The sequence below is a fragment of the Lacinutrix algicola genome (assembly GCF_001418085.1).
Lineage (GTDB): Bacteria > Bacteroidota > Bacteroidia > Flavobacteriales > Flavobacteriaceae > Lacinutrix > Lacinutrix algicola.
In genome coordinates this window covers 36,391-55,989 of sequence record NZ_LIQH01000044.1, presented here as the reverse complement: position 1 = coordinate 55,989, position 19,599 = coordinate 36,391, and the positions used below count along the sequence as shown (strand labels likewise).

General features: G+C 30.5%; 22 protein-coding genes. All 22 read left to right on the top strand.

Going from position 1 to position 19,599, the window contains the following annotated elements:
- The first annotated feature begins 102 nt into the window (after window positions 1-102).
- A complete protein-coding gene (locus tag ASC41_RS16095) occupies window positions 103-624 on the top strand; it encodes a hypothetical protein (protein ID WP_152971506.1) in 522 nt (173 codons plus the stop codon).
- A 161-nt stretch (window positions 625-785) separates the two neighbouring features.
- On the top strand, window positions 786-1,157 hold the full coding sequence (locus ASC41_RS16090) for a transposase (RefSeq protein ID WP_055434618.1): 372 nt from the start codon (window positions 786-788) through the stop codon (window positions 1,155-1,157).
- Between the two features lie 35 nt (window positions 1,158-1,192).
- Window positions 1,193-2,008 carry an IS3 family transposase gene (locus ASC41_RS16085; RefSeq protein WP_160318803.1) on the top strand — a complete coding sequence of 272 codons (816 nt, stop codon included), beginning with the start codon at window positions 1,193-1,195 and terminating at the stop codon, window positions 2,006-2,008.
- Window positions 2,009-2,047: 39 nt separating this feature from the next.
- Entirely contained in the window at window positions 2,048-2,740 is a 693-nt protein-coding gene (locus ASC41_RS16080; protein WP_055437675.1) for a hypothetical protein, read from the top strand.
- Between the two features lie 161 nt (window positions 2,741-2,901).
- A complete protein-coding gene (locus tag ASC41_RS16075) occupies window positions 2,902-3,477 on the top strand; it encodes a hypothetical protein (RefSeq protein WP_055437674.1) in 576 nt (191 codons plus the stop codon).
- 153 nt (window positions 3,478-3,630) lie between these two features.
- Window positions 3,631-4,872 carry a hypothetical protein gene (locus ASC41_RS16070; RefSeq protein WP_055437673.1) on the top strand — a complete coding sequence of 414 codons (1,242 nt, stop codon included), beginning with the start codon at window positions 3,631-3,633 and terminating at the stop codon, window positions 4,870-4,872.
- Window positions 4,873-5,059: 187 nt separating this feature from the next.
- Window positions 5,060-5,431: a transposase gene (locus ASC41_RS16065; protein WP_055434618.1), complete on the top strand. Its 372-nt coding sequence runs from the start codon at window positions 5,060-5,062 to the stop codon at window positions 5,429-5,431.
- A 35-nt stretch (window positions 5,432-5,466) separates the two neighbouring features.
- On the top strand, window positions 5,467-6,282 hold the full coding sequence (locus ASC41_RS16060; RefSeq protein WP_160318803.1) for an IS3 family transposase: 816 nt from the start codon (window positions 5,467-5,469) through the stop codon (window positions 6,280-6,282).
- Between the two features lie 46 nt (window positions 6,283-6,328).
- A complete protein-coding gene (locus tag ASC41_RS16055; protein ID WP_152971504.1) occupies window positions 6,329-6,850 on the top strand; it encodes a hypothetical protein in 522 nt (173 codons plus the stop codon).
- 139 nt (window positions 6,851-6,989) lie between these two features.
- Window positions 6,990-7,601: a hypothetical protein gene (locus ASC41_RS16050; protein ID WP_055437671.1), complete on the top strand. Its 612-nt coding sequence runs from the start codon at window positions 6,990-6,992 to the stop codon at window positions 7,599-7,601.
- 161 nt (window positions 7,602-7,762) lie between these two features.
- Window positions 7,763-8,101 (top strand): hypothetical protein, encoded by a 339-nt coding sequence (locus ASC41_RS16045; RefSeq protein WP_055437670.1) that lies wholly within the window; start codon window positions 7,763-7,765, stop codon window positions 8,099-8,101.
- Window positions 8,102-8,280: 179 nt separating this feature from the next.
- Window positions 8,281-8,754 (top strand): hypothetical protein, encoded by a 474-nt coding sequence (locus ASC41_RS16040; RefSeq protein WP_055437669.1) that lies wholly within the window; start codon window positions 8,281-8,283, stop codon window positions 8,752-8,754.
- 216 nt (window positions 8,755-8,970) lie between these two features.
- Window positions 8,971-9,819 (top strand): HAD family hydrolase, encoded by an 849-nt coding sequence (locus ASC41_RS16035; protein WP_055437668.1) that lies wholly within the window; start codon window positions 8,971-8,973, stop codon window positions 9,817-9,819.
- A gap of 187 nt (window positions 9,820-10,006) precedes the next feature.
- Entirely contained in the window at window positions 10,007-10,378 is a 372-nt protein-coding gene (locus tag ASC41_RS16030; RefSeq protein WP_055434618.1) for a transposase, read from the top strand.
- A gap of 35 nt (window positions 10,379-10,413) precedes the next feature.
- Entirely contained in the window at window positions 10,414-11,229 is an 816-nt protein-coding gene (locus ASC41_RS16025; RefSeq protein WP_160318803.1) for an IS3 family transposase, read from the top strand.
- 237 nt (window positions 11,230-11,466) lie between these two features.
- Window positions 11,467-12,231, top strand: a complete 765-nt coding sequence (locus tag ASC41_RS16020) for a DUF6577 family protein (RefSeq protein WP_055437667.1) — start codon at window positions 11,467-11,469, stop codon at window positions 12,229-12,231.
- A 25-nt stretch (window positions 12,232-12,256) separates the two neighbouring features.
- Window positions 12,257-13,330 carry a nucleotidyl transferase AbiEii/AbiGii toxin family protein gene (locus tag ASC41_RS16015; protein WP_241489689.1) on the top strand — a complete coding sequence of 358 codons (1,074 nt, stop codon included), beginning with the start codon at window positions 12,257-12,259 and terminating at the stop codon, window positions 13,328-13,330.
- A gap of 1,210 nt (window positions 13,331-14,540) precedes the next feature.
- Window positions 14,541-14,789, top strand: coding sequence for a hypothetical protein (locus tag ASC41_RS16010; protein ID WP_055437666.1), 249 nt, complete (start codon window positions 14,541-14,543; stop codon window positions 14,787-14,789).
- A gap of 393 nt (window positions 14,790-15,182) precedes the next feature.
- Window positions 15,183-15,620, top strand: coding sequence for a hypothetical protein (locus tag ASC41_RS16005; RefSeq protein WP_055437665.1), 438 nt, complete (start codon window positions 15,183-15,185; stop codon window positions 15,618-15,620).
- 1,301 nt (window positions 15,621-16,921) lie between these two features.
- On the top strand, window positions 16,922-17,968 hold the full coding sequence (locus ASC41_RS16000; protein WP_055437664.1) for a hypothetical protein: 1,047 nt from the start codon (window positions 16,922-16,924) through the stop codon (window positions 17,966-17,968).
- 197 nt (window positions 17,969-18,165) lie between these two features.
- Window positions 18,166-18,660: a hypothetical protein gene (locus tag ASC41_RS15995; RefSeq protein ID WP_055437663.1), complete on the top strand. Its 495-nt coding sequence runs from the start codon at window positions 18,166-18,168 to the stop codon at window positions 18,658-18,660.
- Window positions 18,661-18,829: 169 nt separating this feature from the next.
- Complete coding sequence (locus ASC41_RS15990) at window positions 18,830-19,399, top strand: hypothetical protein (protein ID WP_055437662.1); 570 nt, start codon at window positions 18,830-18,832, stop codon at window positions 19,397-19,399.
- Window positions 19,400-19,599 lie beyond the last annotated feature (200 nt).

Here is a 19,599-nt window from a genome sequence, read left to right as displayed (position 1 = left end):
AAAATCCCTTCAGATTTTCTAGTCAGTTTTTATTTACTAAATTAGTTGCTTAACCACGCAACAAACCATATACATAACCGTTGTAAAACATTTGCGAAACCAATGAACTTCAATCAATATTTAGGAAAATACGTTTGCGGATATCTCTCTGAAATGGAATATCCTGAACTTGCAATTGCAGGACTTTTAGATGGTTATGATTCAAAATATCTTGGAATTTTAGCAGCAATGAAAAGAACTGACGAAATATCTGAATTGAGAAAATATCTAAAATGGACAATAGAAGAATTGAATATTGAAATTCCAGCAAAAAGAGAAGCAGGACTACTCTATTCAAGCGGAATAATGGACGAAATACTGGACGATAAAAAAGATATTATAAAAGGAGTTTCTGAAATTAAAAGTAATGCATTTTCTTGCTATGACTTTTACTCAGAATCGGATAAATTTTGTTATGATAGCGTCGGATTTGAAAATATTTACGGACTTTTTGTTGAATATTACGATTCGTTAGATAAATTAAACGTTGATAAGAAACATTTGGAAAATACTAAAAATGAAATGTTAGCGGAATTGAAAAAATGGAAACCGAAATTAAAAAACGTTTTACAACACCGTGTATAAAAAATTGCTAAATTAGTGCTTAACCAAAGGTCGTTGCATTTTTGTTACGTCTGATTTTCCTTCGGAAAATCCTCGCATACAAAACCGCAACTATTCATACACAAAACCGTTGTACACTATAATGACCCGTCCTGAAATAAGGCTACATAATTTTAAACATTATGTATAGAAATGACAAAGTAATTAGACGTTACAGTGAACCTTTTAAATTAAAAATCTTAGCCGAACTTACAATCGGAAAACACACAAAGAGTGAACTTTGTAAACTCTACTCTATTGCACCTACAACAGTAAATGTGTGGATTAAAAAGTATAATCGTAAAGACTTAATGAACACCAGAGTAAAAGTGGAAACAAAAGACGAAATATCTAGAATTAAAGCACTTCAAAAAGAGGTTGAACAACTTAAAAAACTACTACTTAAAAAGGATCTCGATGCTATGGTCCAGGATTGTTATCTGGAAGTAGCTGCTGAAGATCTTGGCTATAAATCAGTTAATGAACTAAAAAAAAAGCTAAGTATAAAGCCTTAAGTAAAGCCAAAAAGATATCTAAGGGATTTGCTACTTTGACAACTATAACCCATTGTTTTGGACTTAAACGTAATGCTTATTACAAGCATAAAAACAGAGCTGATAAGCGTTTAAACCTAGAACTACAGATTATTAATATCGTTAGAAAAAGACGCAAATCCCTTCCTAGAGAAGGCGTGAGAAAACTTGTAAAATCATTAAATGCAGATTTTAATAAAGCCAATATTAAAGTTGGTAGAGATACTTTATTTAATGTGCTTAGAAAAAATCAAATGCTGACACTTAGAAGGAAAACCAGTGCTAGAACTACGAACTCTTATCATCGTTTTTATAAATATAATAACATCATAAAAGACTTAGAAGTTACTAGAGCTAACCAAGTTTGGGTATCTGATATCACATACATTAGAACCATAAAGGGTTTTTGCTACCTGGCTTTAATAACAGATATGCATTCCAGGAAAATAGTTGGTTATGATATTAGTGATAGCTTGGAACTTAAAGGATGTGTGAGAGCGCTAAATAAGGCCATTTATCAAGCTAAAAGCATTAAACAACTTATTCATCATTCGGACAGAGGAATACAGTATTGTAGCAATGTATACACACAAATACTCAAAAGAAAAAAGATAGATATTAGTATGACCGAAGAAAATCATTGTTACGAAAATGCAATGGCAGAACGTGTAAATGGAATTTTAAAAGATGAATTTTATTTAGACCAGACCTTTGATAACGTGAGTCACGCTAAGAGAGCTGCAAAAAATGCGATTAATTTATACAATGAAGTAAGATTACATTTATCTTTAGATTATAAAACACCTAATATGGTATATAAATTATCAGCTTAATTCAATTTTAACCTGTAGCCATATTTCAGGACAAGACATTTGAGAAGAACACCCGAAATAGCATTTATAATTTTCATCATCTTATTCAATTCCTGTAAATATCAAGGTAAAGAATTGGATGCGATTAATCCTGCTCAAGACAAAACTATAGAAGAAGAACAATTTTATTTTGATTGTAAAAAACAAATGATAAATCAAATAGAATTTGAAGCTTGTATTAGTAGACCTGGAACTTTTGAAGTTAAAAATTTAAATAACAATATAACTTATACTCATGACGAAAATCCGTCAGAATTTGAATTTCGTGATTATAACAAAGATGGTAACTCTGATTTAATATTGGAATACTTGACAAATACTCCTGGAACAGAAGAACTATTACTTTTTAATTCAGATAACAATACTTTTGTGAAAGTAGAAGACTTTATTAAATTCCCTTTATCGCTCAAAATAAGAGATACTGATTATTATTTCTCATACCATAAAAGTGGTTGTGCTGATAATAATTGGGATAGTGACTTATTCAAAATTGTTGATTATAAAGCTATACGAATCGGAAACATACGTGGAATAGGTTGCGGAAACGAACAAGAAAACGGAATTTACATAAATAATGTTAATGGTGATAAAGTTGAACAAGTGAAGTTTATAAAACGTGATGAAGGATATTGGGATGGAAAATGGGACTTTATGTTAGATTATTGGAGTCGGAATTATAAAAATTTTAAATAAAACGTGGTACAACAACGTGTATAACCCATTGTTTACTTTGTGTGTACTCGGAAAATCCTACGGATTTCCCTCTGGTTCGTTTTCTTTTGCTAATTTAGTACTAAACCAAAACAACGTGCCATACACGAACACGTTCTACGCAATTTGACCAAACCAAGAAAATGATAGTAAAATATAAAAATTCCGTAATTGAAATAACAAATGAATCTGATTTGGATTCAGCGGAATATGGTCAGAAATTTAAAATACAATATCCAGCCGATTTAGGACAAAAATTGGAATATCAAGCTTCATCAAAACACGGAATTCGAATAACAGAAAACGGAATTGAAAAGTGTAGCGCATTATTATTGGAATCTGGAGGAGCAACTGGAATTTCTAAAAATTCGTTTTTAATTAAAAATGACCGACTTTATATTTGCTGTTCTGACCAAATATATTCTCTGAATTTAACGGATTTATCAGCTAATTGGAAAAATCAATATGACGTTGCAACTTGTTTCGGAATTTATGAATTTGACGATGACTTTATTGTACACGGAGAAATTCAAATAAGCCGAATTGATAAAAATGGAGAAACTAAATGGAATTTTAGTGCGAGAGATATTTTTGTAAATCCAGACGGAAAAACGGAATTTAAAATTGTCGAAAACAGAATTGAATTGATAGATTGGGAAGGTTATAAATATGAACTGAATGCTGAAGGAAAAATATTATCGGAAATAAAAACTGCGTAGAACACCGTGTATAATTAATTGCTGGTTTTAGCTCACTTGGGAAATTCCTTCGGAATTTCGCCGTTCGTGCTTTATTTAGTAAATTCACTGTTTAAACAACGCAACTAATCATACACAACAACGTTAGTGGCAATTTAAAATCAACTTTACGTAATGAATTATAATACAGAAAAGGACTATTTAAAAACGATATTTTTAGAACAGAAACTTGAAGTCGAAGAAGAAACTGAAAGTTCGATTAAATTTAAACGAAGATCATTTTTAGTAGTTAATTTTACGGAAGAAAACTTAGTTTCGTTAAAAAAATATTTGGAAAATAAGAATGAATTTGAAAACCTTCATTTTGAAACAACCCTAATATCAAAAAATTATAGAGAAGAATTGATAGATGTTATCAATCCAATTAACTCACGACCTGTATTTTGGAGAGATGAAGAATACGTTTTCGGAACAAAAAATGAATCTGAATTATTTGCTACCATTGACAATTGCTCTGATAATTATGCTTGGAGTAAACTTGAAAATGAAAACTTTTTGAATTATTTCCTCGAAAGATTCAGAATGAGAGGAGACAATGATTTCATTCAACTTACTAAAAGGCTTTTTACAATCAAAATTTACAACTCTAATCAAAGCTCTGCTGTAGATAATTTAAAATTTACTAATCATATAATTGACTCTTGCATATTTTCATTTTCTTCACTTAAACAAACTACAATTAAAGTAATTGAGTTTTTTCCTAAAAGACGCAGATTTAGAGAACAAAAAGAAAATGTATTTGAGATACAGAAAAGTAATAGTTTTAATATACCAAGAGTTAAGATTAATCCTCATTTATTAAAATTTTATCAATTAGCTTCAAGTACAGAATTTGAATCACATAAGTTTTTATCATTTTATCACATTCTTGAATATTTCTTTTTATCAGTTTCTGACCAAAATTTATATCAAAAACTTTCCCGAAGAATTAATGACCCTAAATTTAGAACTACATCAAAAGATTTGGACAAATTAATAAAAGATATGAATTCTCATAAGACTGAGAATGACGAAACCGAAATGTTAAAAAGTGTTTTAATAAAATATATTAATGAAGATGAACTAATAGAGTTCATCAAGGAATATGAAACATTTATTGGAATAAATTTATATACTAAGAAAAAAACAGTGTTTGGGACTGATATAAATGGAACAAACTTACAATCTGGACACATTTTTGGACCTATATCAAAACATATTAAGGCAGTAAGAAATGCTCTTGTACATTCTTCTGATAGACACGAAAGAAATGATCGTTTTATACCATATTCTAAAACAAGTATGGATGTTGTAAAAAATCAAATACCAATGTTAAAATTTATTGCAGAAAAGATTATAATATCAACGTCTGAATAAAAACTGCCACTAACACCGTATATAATTTATTGCTGGCTTCTTGCCTACTTTCGAAAGTCCTCGCGGACTTTCTTGGTCGGTAATTATTTACTAAATTAGTTGCTTGAAACACGCAACAAACCATATACAACAACGTTGTATGCAAGCTTGACCCGTCCTGAAATAAGGCTACATAATTTTAAACATTATGTATAGAAATGACAAAGTAATTAGACGTTACAGTGAACCTTTTAAATTAAAAATCTTAGCCGAACTTACAATCGGAAAACACACAAAGAGTGAACTTTGTAAACTCTACTCTATTGCACCTACAACAGTAAATGTGTGGATTAAAAAGTATAATCGTAAAGACTTAATGAACACCAGAGTAAAAGTGGAAACAAAAGACGAAATATCTAGAATTAAAGCACTTCAAAAAGAGGTTGAACAACTTAAAAAACTACTACTTAAAAAGGATCTCGATGCTATGGTCCAGGATTGTTATCTGGAAGTAGCTGCTGAAGATCTTGGCTATAAATCAGTTAATGAACTAAAAAAAAAGCTAAGTATAAAGCCTTAAGTAAAGCCAAAAAGATATCTAAGGGATTTGCTACTTTGACAACTATAACCCATTGTTTTGGACTTAAACGTAATGCTTATTACAAGCATAAAAACAGAGCTGATAAGCGTTTAAACCTAGAACTACAGATTATTAATATCGTTAGAAAAAGACGCAAATCCCTTCCTAGAGAAGGCGTGAGAAAACTTGTAAAATCATTAAATGCAGATTTTAATAAAGCCAATATTAAAGTTGGTAGAGATACTTTATTTAATGTGCTTAGAAAAAATCAAATGCTGACACTTAGAAGGAAAACCAGTGCTAGAACTACGAACTCTTATCATCGTTTTTATAAATATAATAACATCATAAAAGACTTAGAAGTTACTAGAGCTAACCAAGTTTGGGTATCTGATATCACATACATTAGAACCATAAAGGGTTTTTGCTACCTGGCTTTAATAACAGATATGCATTCCAGGAAAATAGTTGGTTATGATATTAGTGATAGCTTGGAACTTAAAGGATGTGTGAGAGCGCTAAATAAGGCCATTTATCAAGCTAAAAGCATTAAACAACTTATTCATCATTCGGACAGAGGAATACAGTATTGTAGCAATGTATACACACAAATACTCAAAAGAAAAAAGATAGATATTAGTATGACCGAAGAAAATCATTGTTACGAAAATGCAATGGCAGAACGTGTAAATGGAATTTTAAAAGATGAATTTTATTTAGACCAGACCTTTGATAACGTGAGTCACGCTAAGAGAGCTGCAAAAAATGCGATTAATTTATACAATGAAGTAAGATTACATTTATCTTTAGATTATAAAACACCTAATATGGTATATAAATTATCAGCTTAATTCAATTTTAACCTGTAGCCATATTTCAGGACAAGACAGCTGAAAAATGAAAAACCAATTGAATAAAATACTGACAATAAAACCTTGGATAATATTTTTATCTATAATCGTTCTCTCGATTTTCTCTGAATCAATAATCGGAATAATATTAATGATAATTTGGTCATTGTTATTCACTTATTGGACTTTAGGAGTTGGAGAAAAATTATACAATAAGCTGAATGACAAATCCATATTAAACCTAAAACGATTTAAAATTCAAATAGCTTTTGTTATTATTTATTTGATAATTGTTTTTGCTTCTGGAGGCGGATATGAAATAAATAATGAAAATATTGCGGAATATGGCTGGAAAGCTTGGGTAATTATTCCTTTGCATTTGATTTTAATGTATTCAATGATTCACACAATCTATTTTCTTTCAAGATGTATAACAACGTTGAGAGATAAAAAAGAAGGATATGGTTGGTATATGTTAGGATTTTGGATGTTTCCAATTGGAATATGGATAATACAACCGAAAATAATTGAATTACTGAATGAAAAGCCTGCATACAACACCGTATAAAAATAATTGCGGTTTAGTGCTTAATCAAAGGTCGTTGCGGGTTTTTAACGTCTGATTTTCCTTCGGAAAATCCTCGCATACAAACCCGCAACTATTCTTATACAAACACGTTGGCAACAACCAAAAACTGAACTCCAAATTGAATTCTGAAATAAAATTTAAAGGAAGAACAAAAAATCCAATTGAGATTGACAATCAATCTGAATTGTCAAAATTATTTGGAATAATAAAAGCTCCCTTTATAATTATATATGGAATTTTCTTTTTTTTGTTTTTAATATTAGCTTCATTTTATCAAAAATTATTTGGAAAAGATGAAAAGGAAACGTCAAATAATGAAATCAATTTGAGAGAAATAGCGAAGAACAATTGGAATGTACTTTCAAGTAATGGCGAAATTATAATTTATCAAAAACTAATAGACGAAATCCGATTTGGACCTGAATATATTAAAATAAAGACTGAGCCAAAAATTGAGAATGTGGAAAATGAAATTTATGGGAATTGGTTTTTTAAAACTGAAAATGGTTTTTTTCTTCAAAAATGGAATTCAATTAAAACTGCTGAAACAAATTTAATTTTTGTGAATTCTAAAAATCTGAATATTGAAGTTATTAAAGAAAATATTCCATCTGTTTTATGGGAAATGAAAAATAAAAAAGGTGGAATTTTTGAACTAAATTGTAATACAGGAAAAGAAGAATTGAAATATGAAATTGTGTTGAAAAAAGCAGTTGCCAACACCGTGTAAAAAAAATTGCTAAATTAGTGCTTAACTAAAAGTTGTTGCATTTTTGCAAACTTCTGAATTTCCGTTGGAAATTCCTCGTTCACAAAAATCGCAACTTTCATTACACAAACACGTTGTAAGCAATTTGAGAAACGTTACGAACTAAAATATAAAGAGAAAAATTGACATCGAAAATAAAAAATAATAAGTGGCAGTTTCTGACTTTGATTCTGATTGTACTAATGGCTATTTCTTTCGGATTTTATAAAAGTATTTCGGATAAAAATGAATTAAAAAACTCAAAAAACACAATCGGAATTATTACGGAAATAGAACATCGGACAAGTCGAGGTTATTTCATTCATTATGATTATAAAGTAAATAACAAAACTTATAATGACACTCAAAAATTGACAATAAAAAAGGAATTAATAAATATTGGAGACAAATTTAAAGTCATTTATTCGGACAATTCTTTTCAAAATAGTGAGCTGATTTTGGAAAAACCAATTTCTGAATAAAATATAAACTGATAGAAAACTGCTTACAACACCGTATAAAAATAATTGCGGTTTAGTGCTAAATCAAAGGGCGTTGCGTGTTTGTAACGTCTGATTTTCCTTCGGAAAATCCTCGCATACAAACCCGCAACTATTCTTATACATAAACGTTGTATGCAATTAAAACGAACTCTTGAAAATTGAATTGGATATTAAGAAATAAAAGCAAATTACAGTATCATACGAATTTGAATATCCTACTCAAACCAATTGAAAATGATATTCAGAATTTGAAATGGTTAATTTCGGATTTAGAAATAAATACATCTGAAATGGAAAAACTGCCAATTAATCACGAAAAATATTGGTTTATCATTTCATCTCAAGAAATGAAAAAAATTTGTGAAACTGATACTCAAATTGTTTGGGGAGCTTTTTCTGGAATTGACAAAAATGCGGAATTAAAAACTGACCGAATTGAATTTCCTTACGCAGAGGGAAATGAAGAAATATGGAAAAACGGAAATTTACAAGTTGAGAATTCAATAATTGAAATAATTGCTTGGGACAGTTCTTACACGATTGTAAAATTTACTGAAAAGAAAATGTCGGATAAATTTAAAGAATATTTTGATGAAGCAATTGAATTGGAAAATTATAAATGGAAAAAATAACTGCATACAACAATGTATAAAAAACATAGGGCATTTGAGCTAACTCCAAAGTCTTGTGTCTATTTACAAAGTCCGCCAAATATAAAATTTGACATTTTCAATAAAAAAGATAAATACAAAATATTATATTTGGCTAAGTGTTAAACTCGAAATGTAGTGCTTATCACCTGCCCTACGTTCCTTATACTAAACGTTGTAAAACATTTAAGACATACATTGAGAATACAATTTATCATACTGATTTTAATCACAAATTTTGCTTTCGGACAAGAAAAAGTTACGATTGACCAAAATGCTGTGAAATATGAAATCAAGGATGAATTCAATCGATTCGATGATATTGGAAATCCTAAAAATGACTATGAAAGTCTAAAAATTGAATTCAAATCAAACTCGGCATTAGAAATAAAAAACAGTTATAGTTCTGGTTTTACTGGAAATGACATTTCATTCAAGATTAACAAGAGTTTGGAAATAATCGAGACAAAATACAATTATTGGACTGATGTAATAGATTTAGATAACACAAGAACTTATAAAGTAAAAAATGTAGAATTGACCTTAAACCAAAACCCATTTAAAAAAATAAACGGATTACGTGGAAATTACGTATTAGAAATTCAACACTTTTATAACGACTCTTTGACAAAAACTGATACTTTTAAAGGAAAATTTAAGTCTTTTAAAGAAGCTGACAAAACTTCGACTGAATACTTATGGGCTTTGGAGCAAAACAAAATATTTTATGGAATAACCAACGAAAACGGAGTTTACTTGCGACCTGATAAAATGCCCTCATTGAAATCTAACTACAAAGTTCTGACCAAAAAAATAAAAGAACTGAAAGGATATAAACCTAAAAGATTAAGAGCATTTGTCGTAATCAATAAAAATGGAAAAATTGAAAGAGAGCCTTTTAGGCTAACAGGAGAATTTGGGCATTTAGATAATGAAACGCAAAATCAAGTTAAAGAATTATTGATTGAATTCACAGAATGGTATCCTGCTTGTGTAAATGAAAAAGAAGTTAAATCACGAATTCCGATAGTAATTGGAATTGAATAAAAAACGTTTTACAACACCGTGTATAATTAATTGCTTGGTCACTGCCGACTTACGAACATTCCTGCGGAATATTCTATATGTGATTTATTTGCTAAATTACGTGCTTAACCACGCAACTAACCATACACAATCACGTTAGGTGCAAGCTTGACCCGTCCTGAAATAAGGCTACATAATTTTAAACATTATGTATAGAAATGACAAAGTAATTAGACGTTACAGTGAACCTTTTAAATTAAAAATCTTAGCCGAACTTACAATCGGAAAACACACAAAGAGTGAACTTTGTAAACTCTACTCTATTGCACCTACAACAGTAAATGTGTGGATTAAAAAGTATAATCGTAAAGACTTAATGAACACCAGAGTAAAAGTGGAAACAAAAGACGAAATATCTAGAATTAAAGCACTTCAAAAAGAGGTTGAACAACTTAAAAAACTACTACTTAAAAAGGATCTCGATGCTATGGTCCAGGATTGTTATCTGGAAGTAGCTGCTGAAGATCTTGGCTATAAATCAGTTAATGAACTAAAAAAAAAGCTAAGTATAAAGCCTTAAGTAAAGCCAAAAAGATATCTAAGGGATTTGCTACTTTGACAACTATAACCCATTGTTTTGGACTTAAACGTAATGCTTATTACAAGCATAAAAACAGAGCTGATAAGCGTTTAAACCTAGAACTACAGATTATTAATATCGTTAGAAAAAGACGCAAATCCCTTCCTAGAGAAGGCGTGAGAAAACTTGTAAAATCATTAAATGCAGATTTTAATAAAGCCAATATTAAAGTTGGTAGAGATACTTTATTTAATGTGCTTAGAAAAAATCAAATGCTGACACTTAGAAGGAAAACCAGTGCTAGAACTACGAACTCTTATCATCGTTTTTATAAATATAATAACATCATAAAAGACTTAGAAGTTACTAGAGCTAACCAAGTTTGGGTATCTGATATCACATACATTAGAACCATAAAGGGTTTTTGCTACCTGGCTTTAATAACAGATATGCATTCCAGGAAAATAGTTGGTTATGATATTAGTGATAGCTTGGAACTTAAAGGATGTGTGAGAGCGCTAAATAAGGCCATTTATCAAGCTAAAAGCATTAAACAACTTATTCATCATTCGGACAGAGGAATACAGTATTGTAGCAATGTATACACACAAATACTCAAAAGAAAAAAGATAGATATTAGTATGACCGAAGAAAATCATTGTTACGAAAATGCAATGGCAGAACGTGTAAATGGAATTTTAAAAGATGAATTTTATTTAGACCAGACCTTTGATAACGTGAGTCACGCTAAGAGAGCTGCAAAAAATGCGATTAATTTATACAATGAAGTAAGATTACATTTATCTTTAGATTATAAAACACCTAATATGGTATATAAATTATCAGCTTAATTCAATTTTAACCTGTAGCCATATTTCAGGACAAGACAGCTGAAAAAAAAGAAAAAGCCACCGCACGTTCAAGCACATTTAATTTTGCTCGTAGCTCACAAAATCAAAAGAGCTTTCACTTTCCCAGCGCTCCACAGTATAATTTTCAAATATTTGCCAGTTATTCTATTTATTGGCGTATTTTTGATTTCTAATATTCGCCAATTATTACTATATTTGGCATAAATTAGATTTGTAATGCCGAAAATCATTGAAAATAGACTTATAGAGGAGTTTAAAGACAGAGATGCTTTCTCGAGAGAAGAGCTATTTGACTTTTTTAGGTATTTCGAGCCAAATCTGAAAGAAGGCACCTTTGGATGGAGAATATATGACCTTAAGAATAAGAATATCATTAAATCAATTCAAAGAGGATATTACACCATTTCGTACAAACCAAAATACAAACCTGAAATTTCTGGAGAGATTTTAAAACTCGCTAAAGTAATTTCTGAACGTTTTGAAGATGTAAAACATTGTATATGGGACACTGATTGGATAAATGAATTTGCGCAACATCAATCAGGTAAAAAATTAATCATCATTGAAATTGAAAAAGACTTTGTTGAATCACTCTACTACGAATTGAAAGACAACTTTAAATTTGACTTCTATCTAAATCCAGATGAAAAAGCAATTGACTTTTATATCTCAGAGAGTCAAAAGCCTGTTATAATAAAAAAACTCATCACCAGATCACCAATTTCAAAAAGAGTAGAAAAGAAAGTTAAATTCTACACTCCCCTACTTGAAAAAATATTAGTAGACCTTTTTACAGAAAACAAACTATTCTATTTCTACCAAGGTGCTGAACTGATGCACGTATATGAAAATGCTTTAAAGAACTATACGCTTAATTATACCAAATTATTCAGTTATGCCAAACGCAGAGACCGAGAACAAGATATTAAGCAATTTATGACCAACAATATGTATCATCTAGTAAAAGACATAATCGAATGATAAAAGAACATTGCTTTACAGATGAGTGGCTAGACTCCTTCAAAAAAAGAAGGAGCATAAACGAATAGACAAAGCTATTCTAGAAAAAATGATTTATGCTTTGCATTTATTAGAACGTATCAAAACCAATGGTCTTGATTTTGTTTTCAAAGGCGGTACTAGTCTTGTGCTTTTATTGGAAGAAGGAAATAGATTCTCTATTGATATAGATATCATCTGTAATACCGACAGGGAAACCCTTGAAACAATATTGAAGAAGGTTATTGATTCATCAAACTTTAAATTATTTGAACTAGATGAACACCGTAGTTATAAGGAAGGAGTTCCAAAAGCTCATTATTCTTTTGCTTTTGATTCTGCTACGAAAGGGAAATATTCTGGAACCATACTCTTAGATGTATTAATTGAAGATTCTCTTTACCCTGAATTAACTGAAAAACCGGTTCAAACCAAATGGATTGAAACGGAAAACGAAACAAAGATTGTAGTACCCACTATTGATGCTATTACAGGAGATAAGCTTACGGCTTTTGCTCCAAATACTGTTGGTATTCCATATTTTAAAGGAAAAGACCAACAGCCATTCTCAATGGAGATTTGCAAACAATTATTTGATTTAAGTAAACTCTTCGAAAGAATAGAAAATATGGAAATTGTTGCTCAAAGTTTTGAGGCCTTTGCCATACAAGAAATTGAATACCGCAAGACTGAAACATCAGATTTAACTCCAGAAAAAGTGTTGCAAGACACCATAGACACTTGTGCAATTCTCGCTAAAAAAGGAAAAGGCTCAGCAGATGAAAAACAAAAATTCACTGAACTCCAAAAAGGAATAAGAGCTTTTGGTACAGGTTTTCTGATGAACGGGAATTTCAGAATTGACGATGCTGTTCCTGCTGCTGCACGAATTGCTTATTTGTGTGCTAAAATATTGCATAAAGATTTATCACCTATCGAACATTTTCAAGAACAAGACATAAAGGAATGGAATATTGAAAATCAAGATTGGAATTTCTTGAACCGACTCAAAAAACAACCAGACAAATCAGGTTTTTACTATTGGCACAAAGCCCTAGAAGTAATGAATTTGATTAATTAAGAATAAAATAGAAACTAAATAAATGTTTTAACAAAGTTTTAAAAATATAGACGACATACTACATAAAGATACAGGATGTGGAAGTGAATTAGACCAAACCAAGCTTCCTACTTTGCTTTCAAGTATGTTTCAATCACAAGCAGACGGAATTGCAGAACTAGGCGGAGACCCATTAAAAATTAGGAATTTATTTATTGAATTTCAGCAGTATTTATATAAGACAGCATAAAGCCAACGCAAGTTCAAGCACATTTAAAGTTTGCTCGTGCCTCACAAATTTAAAAGAGCTTTCACGCCAACGCTAGCAAGTTTGTGGAAAGAAAAGCCAGACACCTAACAATGTATAAAAAACATAGGGCGTTTGTGCTAAACCGAAAGGTCTGTGAGTTTTAATGAAGTCCGCTAAATATAAAATTTGGCGTTTATAGAATAAAAAATAAAAGTAAAATATTTATATTTAGCTAAGTAATAAACCGAAACGTAAGTACTTTTCAACTGCCCTACGTTTCTTATACTAAACGTTGCCGTCCATTGCTTACTCGGCTCAAAAAACGGTAATTCACTCAAAAGTCGATTAAAGTAAATAACGGTTTCCGATCCATTAATTGCGCAATCTTTGCGTACGACTGACCTCACTCACACGCAATCTTTGTTAAACGGATTTACTAAGCTTTGCGCAACTCTTAAGTAGATAAAATAATTCCTGTAACGTACGGCAACATTGTATAAAAATAATGCTTAATTTAGTCCTGAATCAACGGATTATGCATTTTTACTAACTTCTGATTTTCCTTCGGAAAATCCTCGCAAGCAAAAACGCACAATCCTTATACGTAACCGTTGCCGTCCATTGCTCACTCGGCTCAAAAAACGGTAATTCACTCAAAAGTCGATTAAAATAAATTACAGTTTCCGATCCATTAATTGCGCAATCTTTGCGTACGACTGACCTCACTCCCACGCAATCTTTGTTAAACGGATTGACTAAGCTTTGCGCAACTCTTAAGCAGATAAAATAATTCCTGTAACGTACGGCAACATTGTATAAAAATAATGCTTAATTTAGTCCTGAAACAATGGAAGTGTTTCTTTTGCTAGCTTCTGATTTTCCTGCGGAAAATCCCAGCAAGCAAAAGCGCACAATCCTTATACGTAACCGTTGCCATTCATTGCGCAACGCACTCTAAATGGAAATCAGGAATTAAAAAGAATGAAAATAGAGAAAGAAAAATATTTAATTTATTCAATTGTTCTTTTAATACTTGGATGGCTATATTTTTTCTCAATAAGTTACTTGAATCATATTGACTTTTGGGAACAATTCAAAGGCGGAATATTCATTCTAGCTCCAAGAAGCGGAAAATATGAGACAATTTGGTTTAAATTAATTGCTGTAGGGTTTGGTTCGCTTAGTCTATACTTTAGTTACAAAAGTAAACCACCTATTAAAAAAAATTAAAAACTATATTAATTTCAATATCATTATTATTAATAATTATGAGCATTGTTGCTTTTCCGAGTTTAATATTCGAATATTTAATTTGAAACTGAACTGTGTGCGGAATTTAGCAAGTTGCGGAATTGCTCACTCAATCTATATTGAAAAATATTACGGAATAAAACGCTGACTGAATTTACTCAAACGCTGAAAAGTGGAAAACAGAATTTAGTATGATAATTTGAACTCTGAAAAAACAACGAAATGGCAACAACGTATAAAATTAATTGCTATTTTAGGCTAAACTTAAAGGCCGTTGCGTGTTTGTTACATCTGATTTTCCTGCGGAAAATCCTCGCAAGCAAACAACGCAACTAATCTTATACAATCACGTTGGCACCAATTAAAAAAACGATGAAACTGACATTAATCTTTTTAACTATAATCACATTAAGTTCGTGTAAAACTGAAAAAACTAAACAGTTTGATGCGAACGAAAAGAAAACTGAAAATGAGTTTAATTCCGAAACTGAAAAATTGGAAAATAGACTTATTGGAGATTGGGGAATTTATGTGCAAGTTGTGAACGGTTTAGGAATAAATTGCAATGTTTGTCCAAGAATAGTATTTAATGACTCTAATTTTGCAACTTTAACTTTACCTTCAGGAGAAAATGAAAGTTATAAATGGAATAGTGAAAAAGGAATTTTGAAAATAGAATTTATTGGAGATAATATGTCTGAACATTATTTAAAAAACTCGGAATACAAAATGAATTTCGAACATCAAAAAGAATATTTGGAACTGACTTTGTCTTTATCTGAAAATGAACAATATATATTAAGGAAATAAAAACTGGTGCCAACACCGTATATAAAAAATTGCTAGATTAGTACTTAAATAAAGTTGGTTGCGCTTTTACTAACTTCTGATTTTCCTTCGGAAAATCCTCGTCACCAAAAACGCAACTTTCCATATACAAACACGTTGCCGTCCATTGCTTACTCGGCTCAAAAAACGGTAATTCACTCAAAAGTCGATTAAAGTAAATAACGGTTTCCGATCCATTAATTGCGCAATCTTTGCGTACGACTGACCTCACTCACACGCAATCTTTGTTAAACGGATTTACTAAGCTTTGCGCAACTCTTAAGTAGATAAAATAATTCCTGTAACGTACGGCAACATTGTATAAAAATAATGCTTAATTTAGTCCTGAATCAACGGATTATGCATTTTTACTAACTTCTGATTTTCCTTCGGAAAATCCTCGCAAGCAAAAACGCACAATCCTTATACGTAACCGTTAGCAGTCATTTCTCACTCTGCTCAAAAAAAATAATTAGATCACTCTAAAGTTGTTTAAAATAGAAATGCAAAGGTTTAAATTACTCAATATTATGAGTAAAAATTCGGATTTACCCAAAACGCAACTGTTGCTTCGGACAAACCTCACTCCTATCTAAATATTATAAAACGGATTTACAAAGCAGTTCGTAACTGTTGTGTCGGATTTATGCTCTGTTCGGCTAACTGTTTGTAAAACTAAAAAATAACGACTGCTAACATTGTATAAAAATAATGCTTAATTTAGTCCCTAAACAATGGAAGTGCTTCTTTTGCTAGCTTCTGATTTTCCTGCGGAAAATCCCAGCAAGCAAAAACGCACAATCCTTATACTTAACCGTTAGCGCACATTGCTCACTCGTCTCAAAAAAAATTAAATCGTTCTAAAGTGGTTTAAAAAGTAAAAATAGATTCCTATATTTCTCACTCAACCTATTTCTGACCAAAGCAAAGCGCAACTGTTGCGTACGACTGATTATTGAAACGGCAAATCGGAACGGTAAAAAAATAAATTACAAAAAACTCACTCTCGAACTTCTGACCAAAGCAAAGTGCAACTGTTGCGTGCTAATGATTTTAGGAACGCTTAATTTAAACGGTTTAATAATAACGTGCGCTAACATTGTATAAAAATAATGCTTAATTTAGTCCCGAAACTATGGAAGTGCTTCTTTTGCTAGCTTCTGATTTTCCTACGGAAAATCCCAGCAAACAAAAGCGCACAATCCTTATACGTAACCGTTGCCATTCATTGGCGAAACGCACTCAAAAACGAAAAAAACTAAATTTGGAGAATTAAGAAAACAATGTATAAACTGAAAAACGAAATTGAGAAAGTAGAATATTATTATGTAAACGAAAATTTACTTTATTTTACAGATAACTTGTATTTCAACTTTAATTTAATTTTTCCACAAAATGTGATTGGAGGCAGTCTTTTGGGAAGCCAACATATTTTAATAAATGAAAACAACCGACAGTTAATCATTGACAAGGATTCCGAATTAATAAATGATTTTAGTAACAATGTATTAATAAATGATATAGTTTTTCAGGACTCTTTAGTTAGAATAGCTTCTATAGACACCTTATTTAATGAGGATGGTAGCATTATATGTAACTGGCTCATTTATAATTTCAAAACAAATACCCTTATTAAAGACCTTAAAATTAAGACAAATTATTGTAATCCTATTTTTTTTAATGAAGAGTTGATTATTTTTCAAGAAATGAATATTTTAAGGTGCTATAAAGTTAATAATGGAGCTGTTTTATGGGAGTATAATAATGAATTCGCACACAATGCTACTTTAGGAATATTTAATGACTTTATATTACTTCCAACGAAAAATCATACAATTTTATCTATCAATATACCTACAGGTAAAATAGTTCATAAATGGAGAGAATTACCAAATATAAATAAAGGTTCTAAATGGGAGGGACTTATCCCGGAATCACAAAGTTTCGTTTTAGATAAAAAACAATCTAAATTAATAGGTGCCTTTCACAAATATTATATAGACATAGATTTAATAAGTCATGAGATAAATTACATCGATATTACTTCTGAACTAAAAAAATATCATATCATTTTCATCAAACAGTTAAATGATAATCCTTTTACTGAAGTACATATTTTTTTAACAGCTATGATGGAACAAACTTTGAATGATAAAAAATGGTCATACGACTGTTTGTTTGCCTTAAACAGAAATACATTAAAAATAGATTGGATATATAAATTTGAAAAACAAAACCTTGGAACACATATTCCAAAAATGACACATAATAAATTGTTTCAATTAGATAATAATAATTCACTTCATATATTTGACAAAACAAGAAAATAAGTCCAAATGAAATAGAAAGCTGAAAAAACAACGAAATGGCAACACCGTATATAATTTATTGCTAGTTCTAGCCTACTTACGAAAATCCTCGCGGATTTTCTATTCGGTTTTTATTTGCTAAATTACGTGCTAAACCACGCAACAAACCATATACAAACACGTTGTGCATAATTTGACCCAACCATAATCTGAACTGATTGAAAAGAGTATTAATTGTTTTTGGAATTATTGTAATTAGTTTAGAATTAACTCTATACTTTTTCTGGTATAAAGAATTAGAATTTATGAAATTCTTTGTTTTGCTTGGACTTTGTCATTTAGCAAATACTGCGATTATTTTCGGAATTCTAACTGAAACATTACCAAAAAAGAAAAGAAAATTGATAGTGAATTTATCAATAGGTATTGGAATATCTTTCTTTTTGATTCTTTACTTCAATGCTTCCCGAGTTCTAAATTGGATTGACAAAGATGGAATCTTAACAAATGGAAGTATAATAAAAAAGAAGTATGGTGCGAAAACGTCGCCGTATGTTATAACGGAATTTAATTATAAAGGCGTAAATTATGAATCACAGTTGACAATATCTGACTCAAGAGAATTTGAAAAAATTAAATTGGGAGATTCTGTTTTGATTAAATTCGTCAAAGAATATCCAAATATGAACAGAACAGAAAAACAATTGAAATAATAAAAACTATGCACAACACCGTATAAAAACAATTGCGGTTTAGTGCTAAATCAAAGGTCGTTGCGTGTTTATAACGTCTGATTTTCCTTCGGAAAATCCTCGCATACAAACCCGCAACTATTCTTATACATAAACGTTGTGCATAATATCACCAAACATTAAACTTGAAATGAAACCGATAATAACTTTATTAATTATTTTAAGCTCTTTCAGTTGTTATTCTACGATACAACATAAAGATTTTCTATGTTACAATGGAGAAGCTTATGGGCTAAAAGATTATTATTTAGAGGATTATTTTGAAAAGCATCCTGAGAAAAAGCCGAAAACCGAAATAAGGTCCTCTGCATTATGGAGAGGATATATCGCAACTTTTACTGTATATGGTAACCAAATTTATTTAACTGACTTACAAATACAAATTCAAGATAAATCATCAAATGAAATGTTTGCTACTAAATGGAAAAGCGTATATAAAGATTTTTCACCTAACAGTGACCGTTATTTAATAAAGTGGATTAACGATTTGATTTTACTGCCTATTGGCGAACCAATTGATTACGAAGATGGACACGGAATTACTCATAATCAGTATGAATTAATTGAAATTAAAAATGGAATTATAGTTGCCAATTTTGACTTTTCATTAAAAGAGTATAAGAAAAAATTTAAAAATAGAAATCCTTATTTTCTGGATGAAAAAGAATTGTTAACTCTGAAAAAGGAATTGAAAAAATAAAATACTATGCACAACACCGTATAAAAATAATTGCGGTTTAATGCTTAATCAAAAGGTCGTTGCGTGTTTGTAACGTCTGAATTTCCTTCGGAAATTCCTCGCATACAAACCCGCAACTATTCTTATACATAAACGTTGGCAATAATTTAACACGCCTACCTCAAAACCTGTTATTCTTTATAAACTTTTGTTAAGAAAAA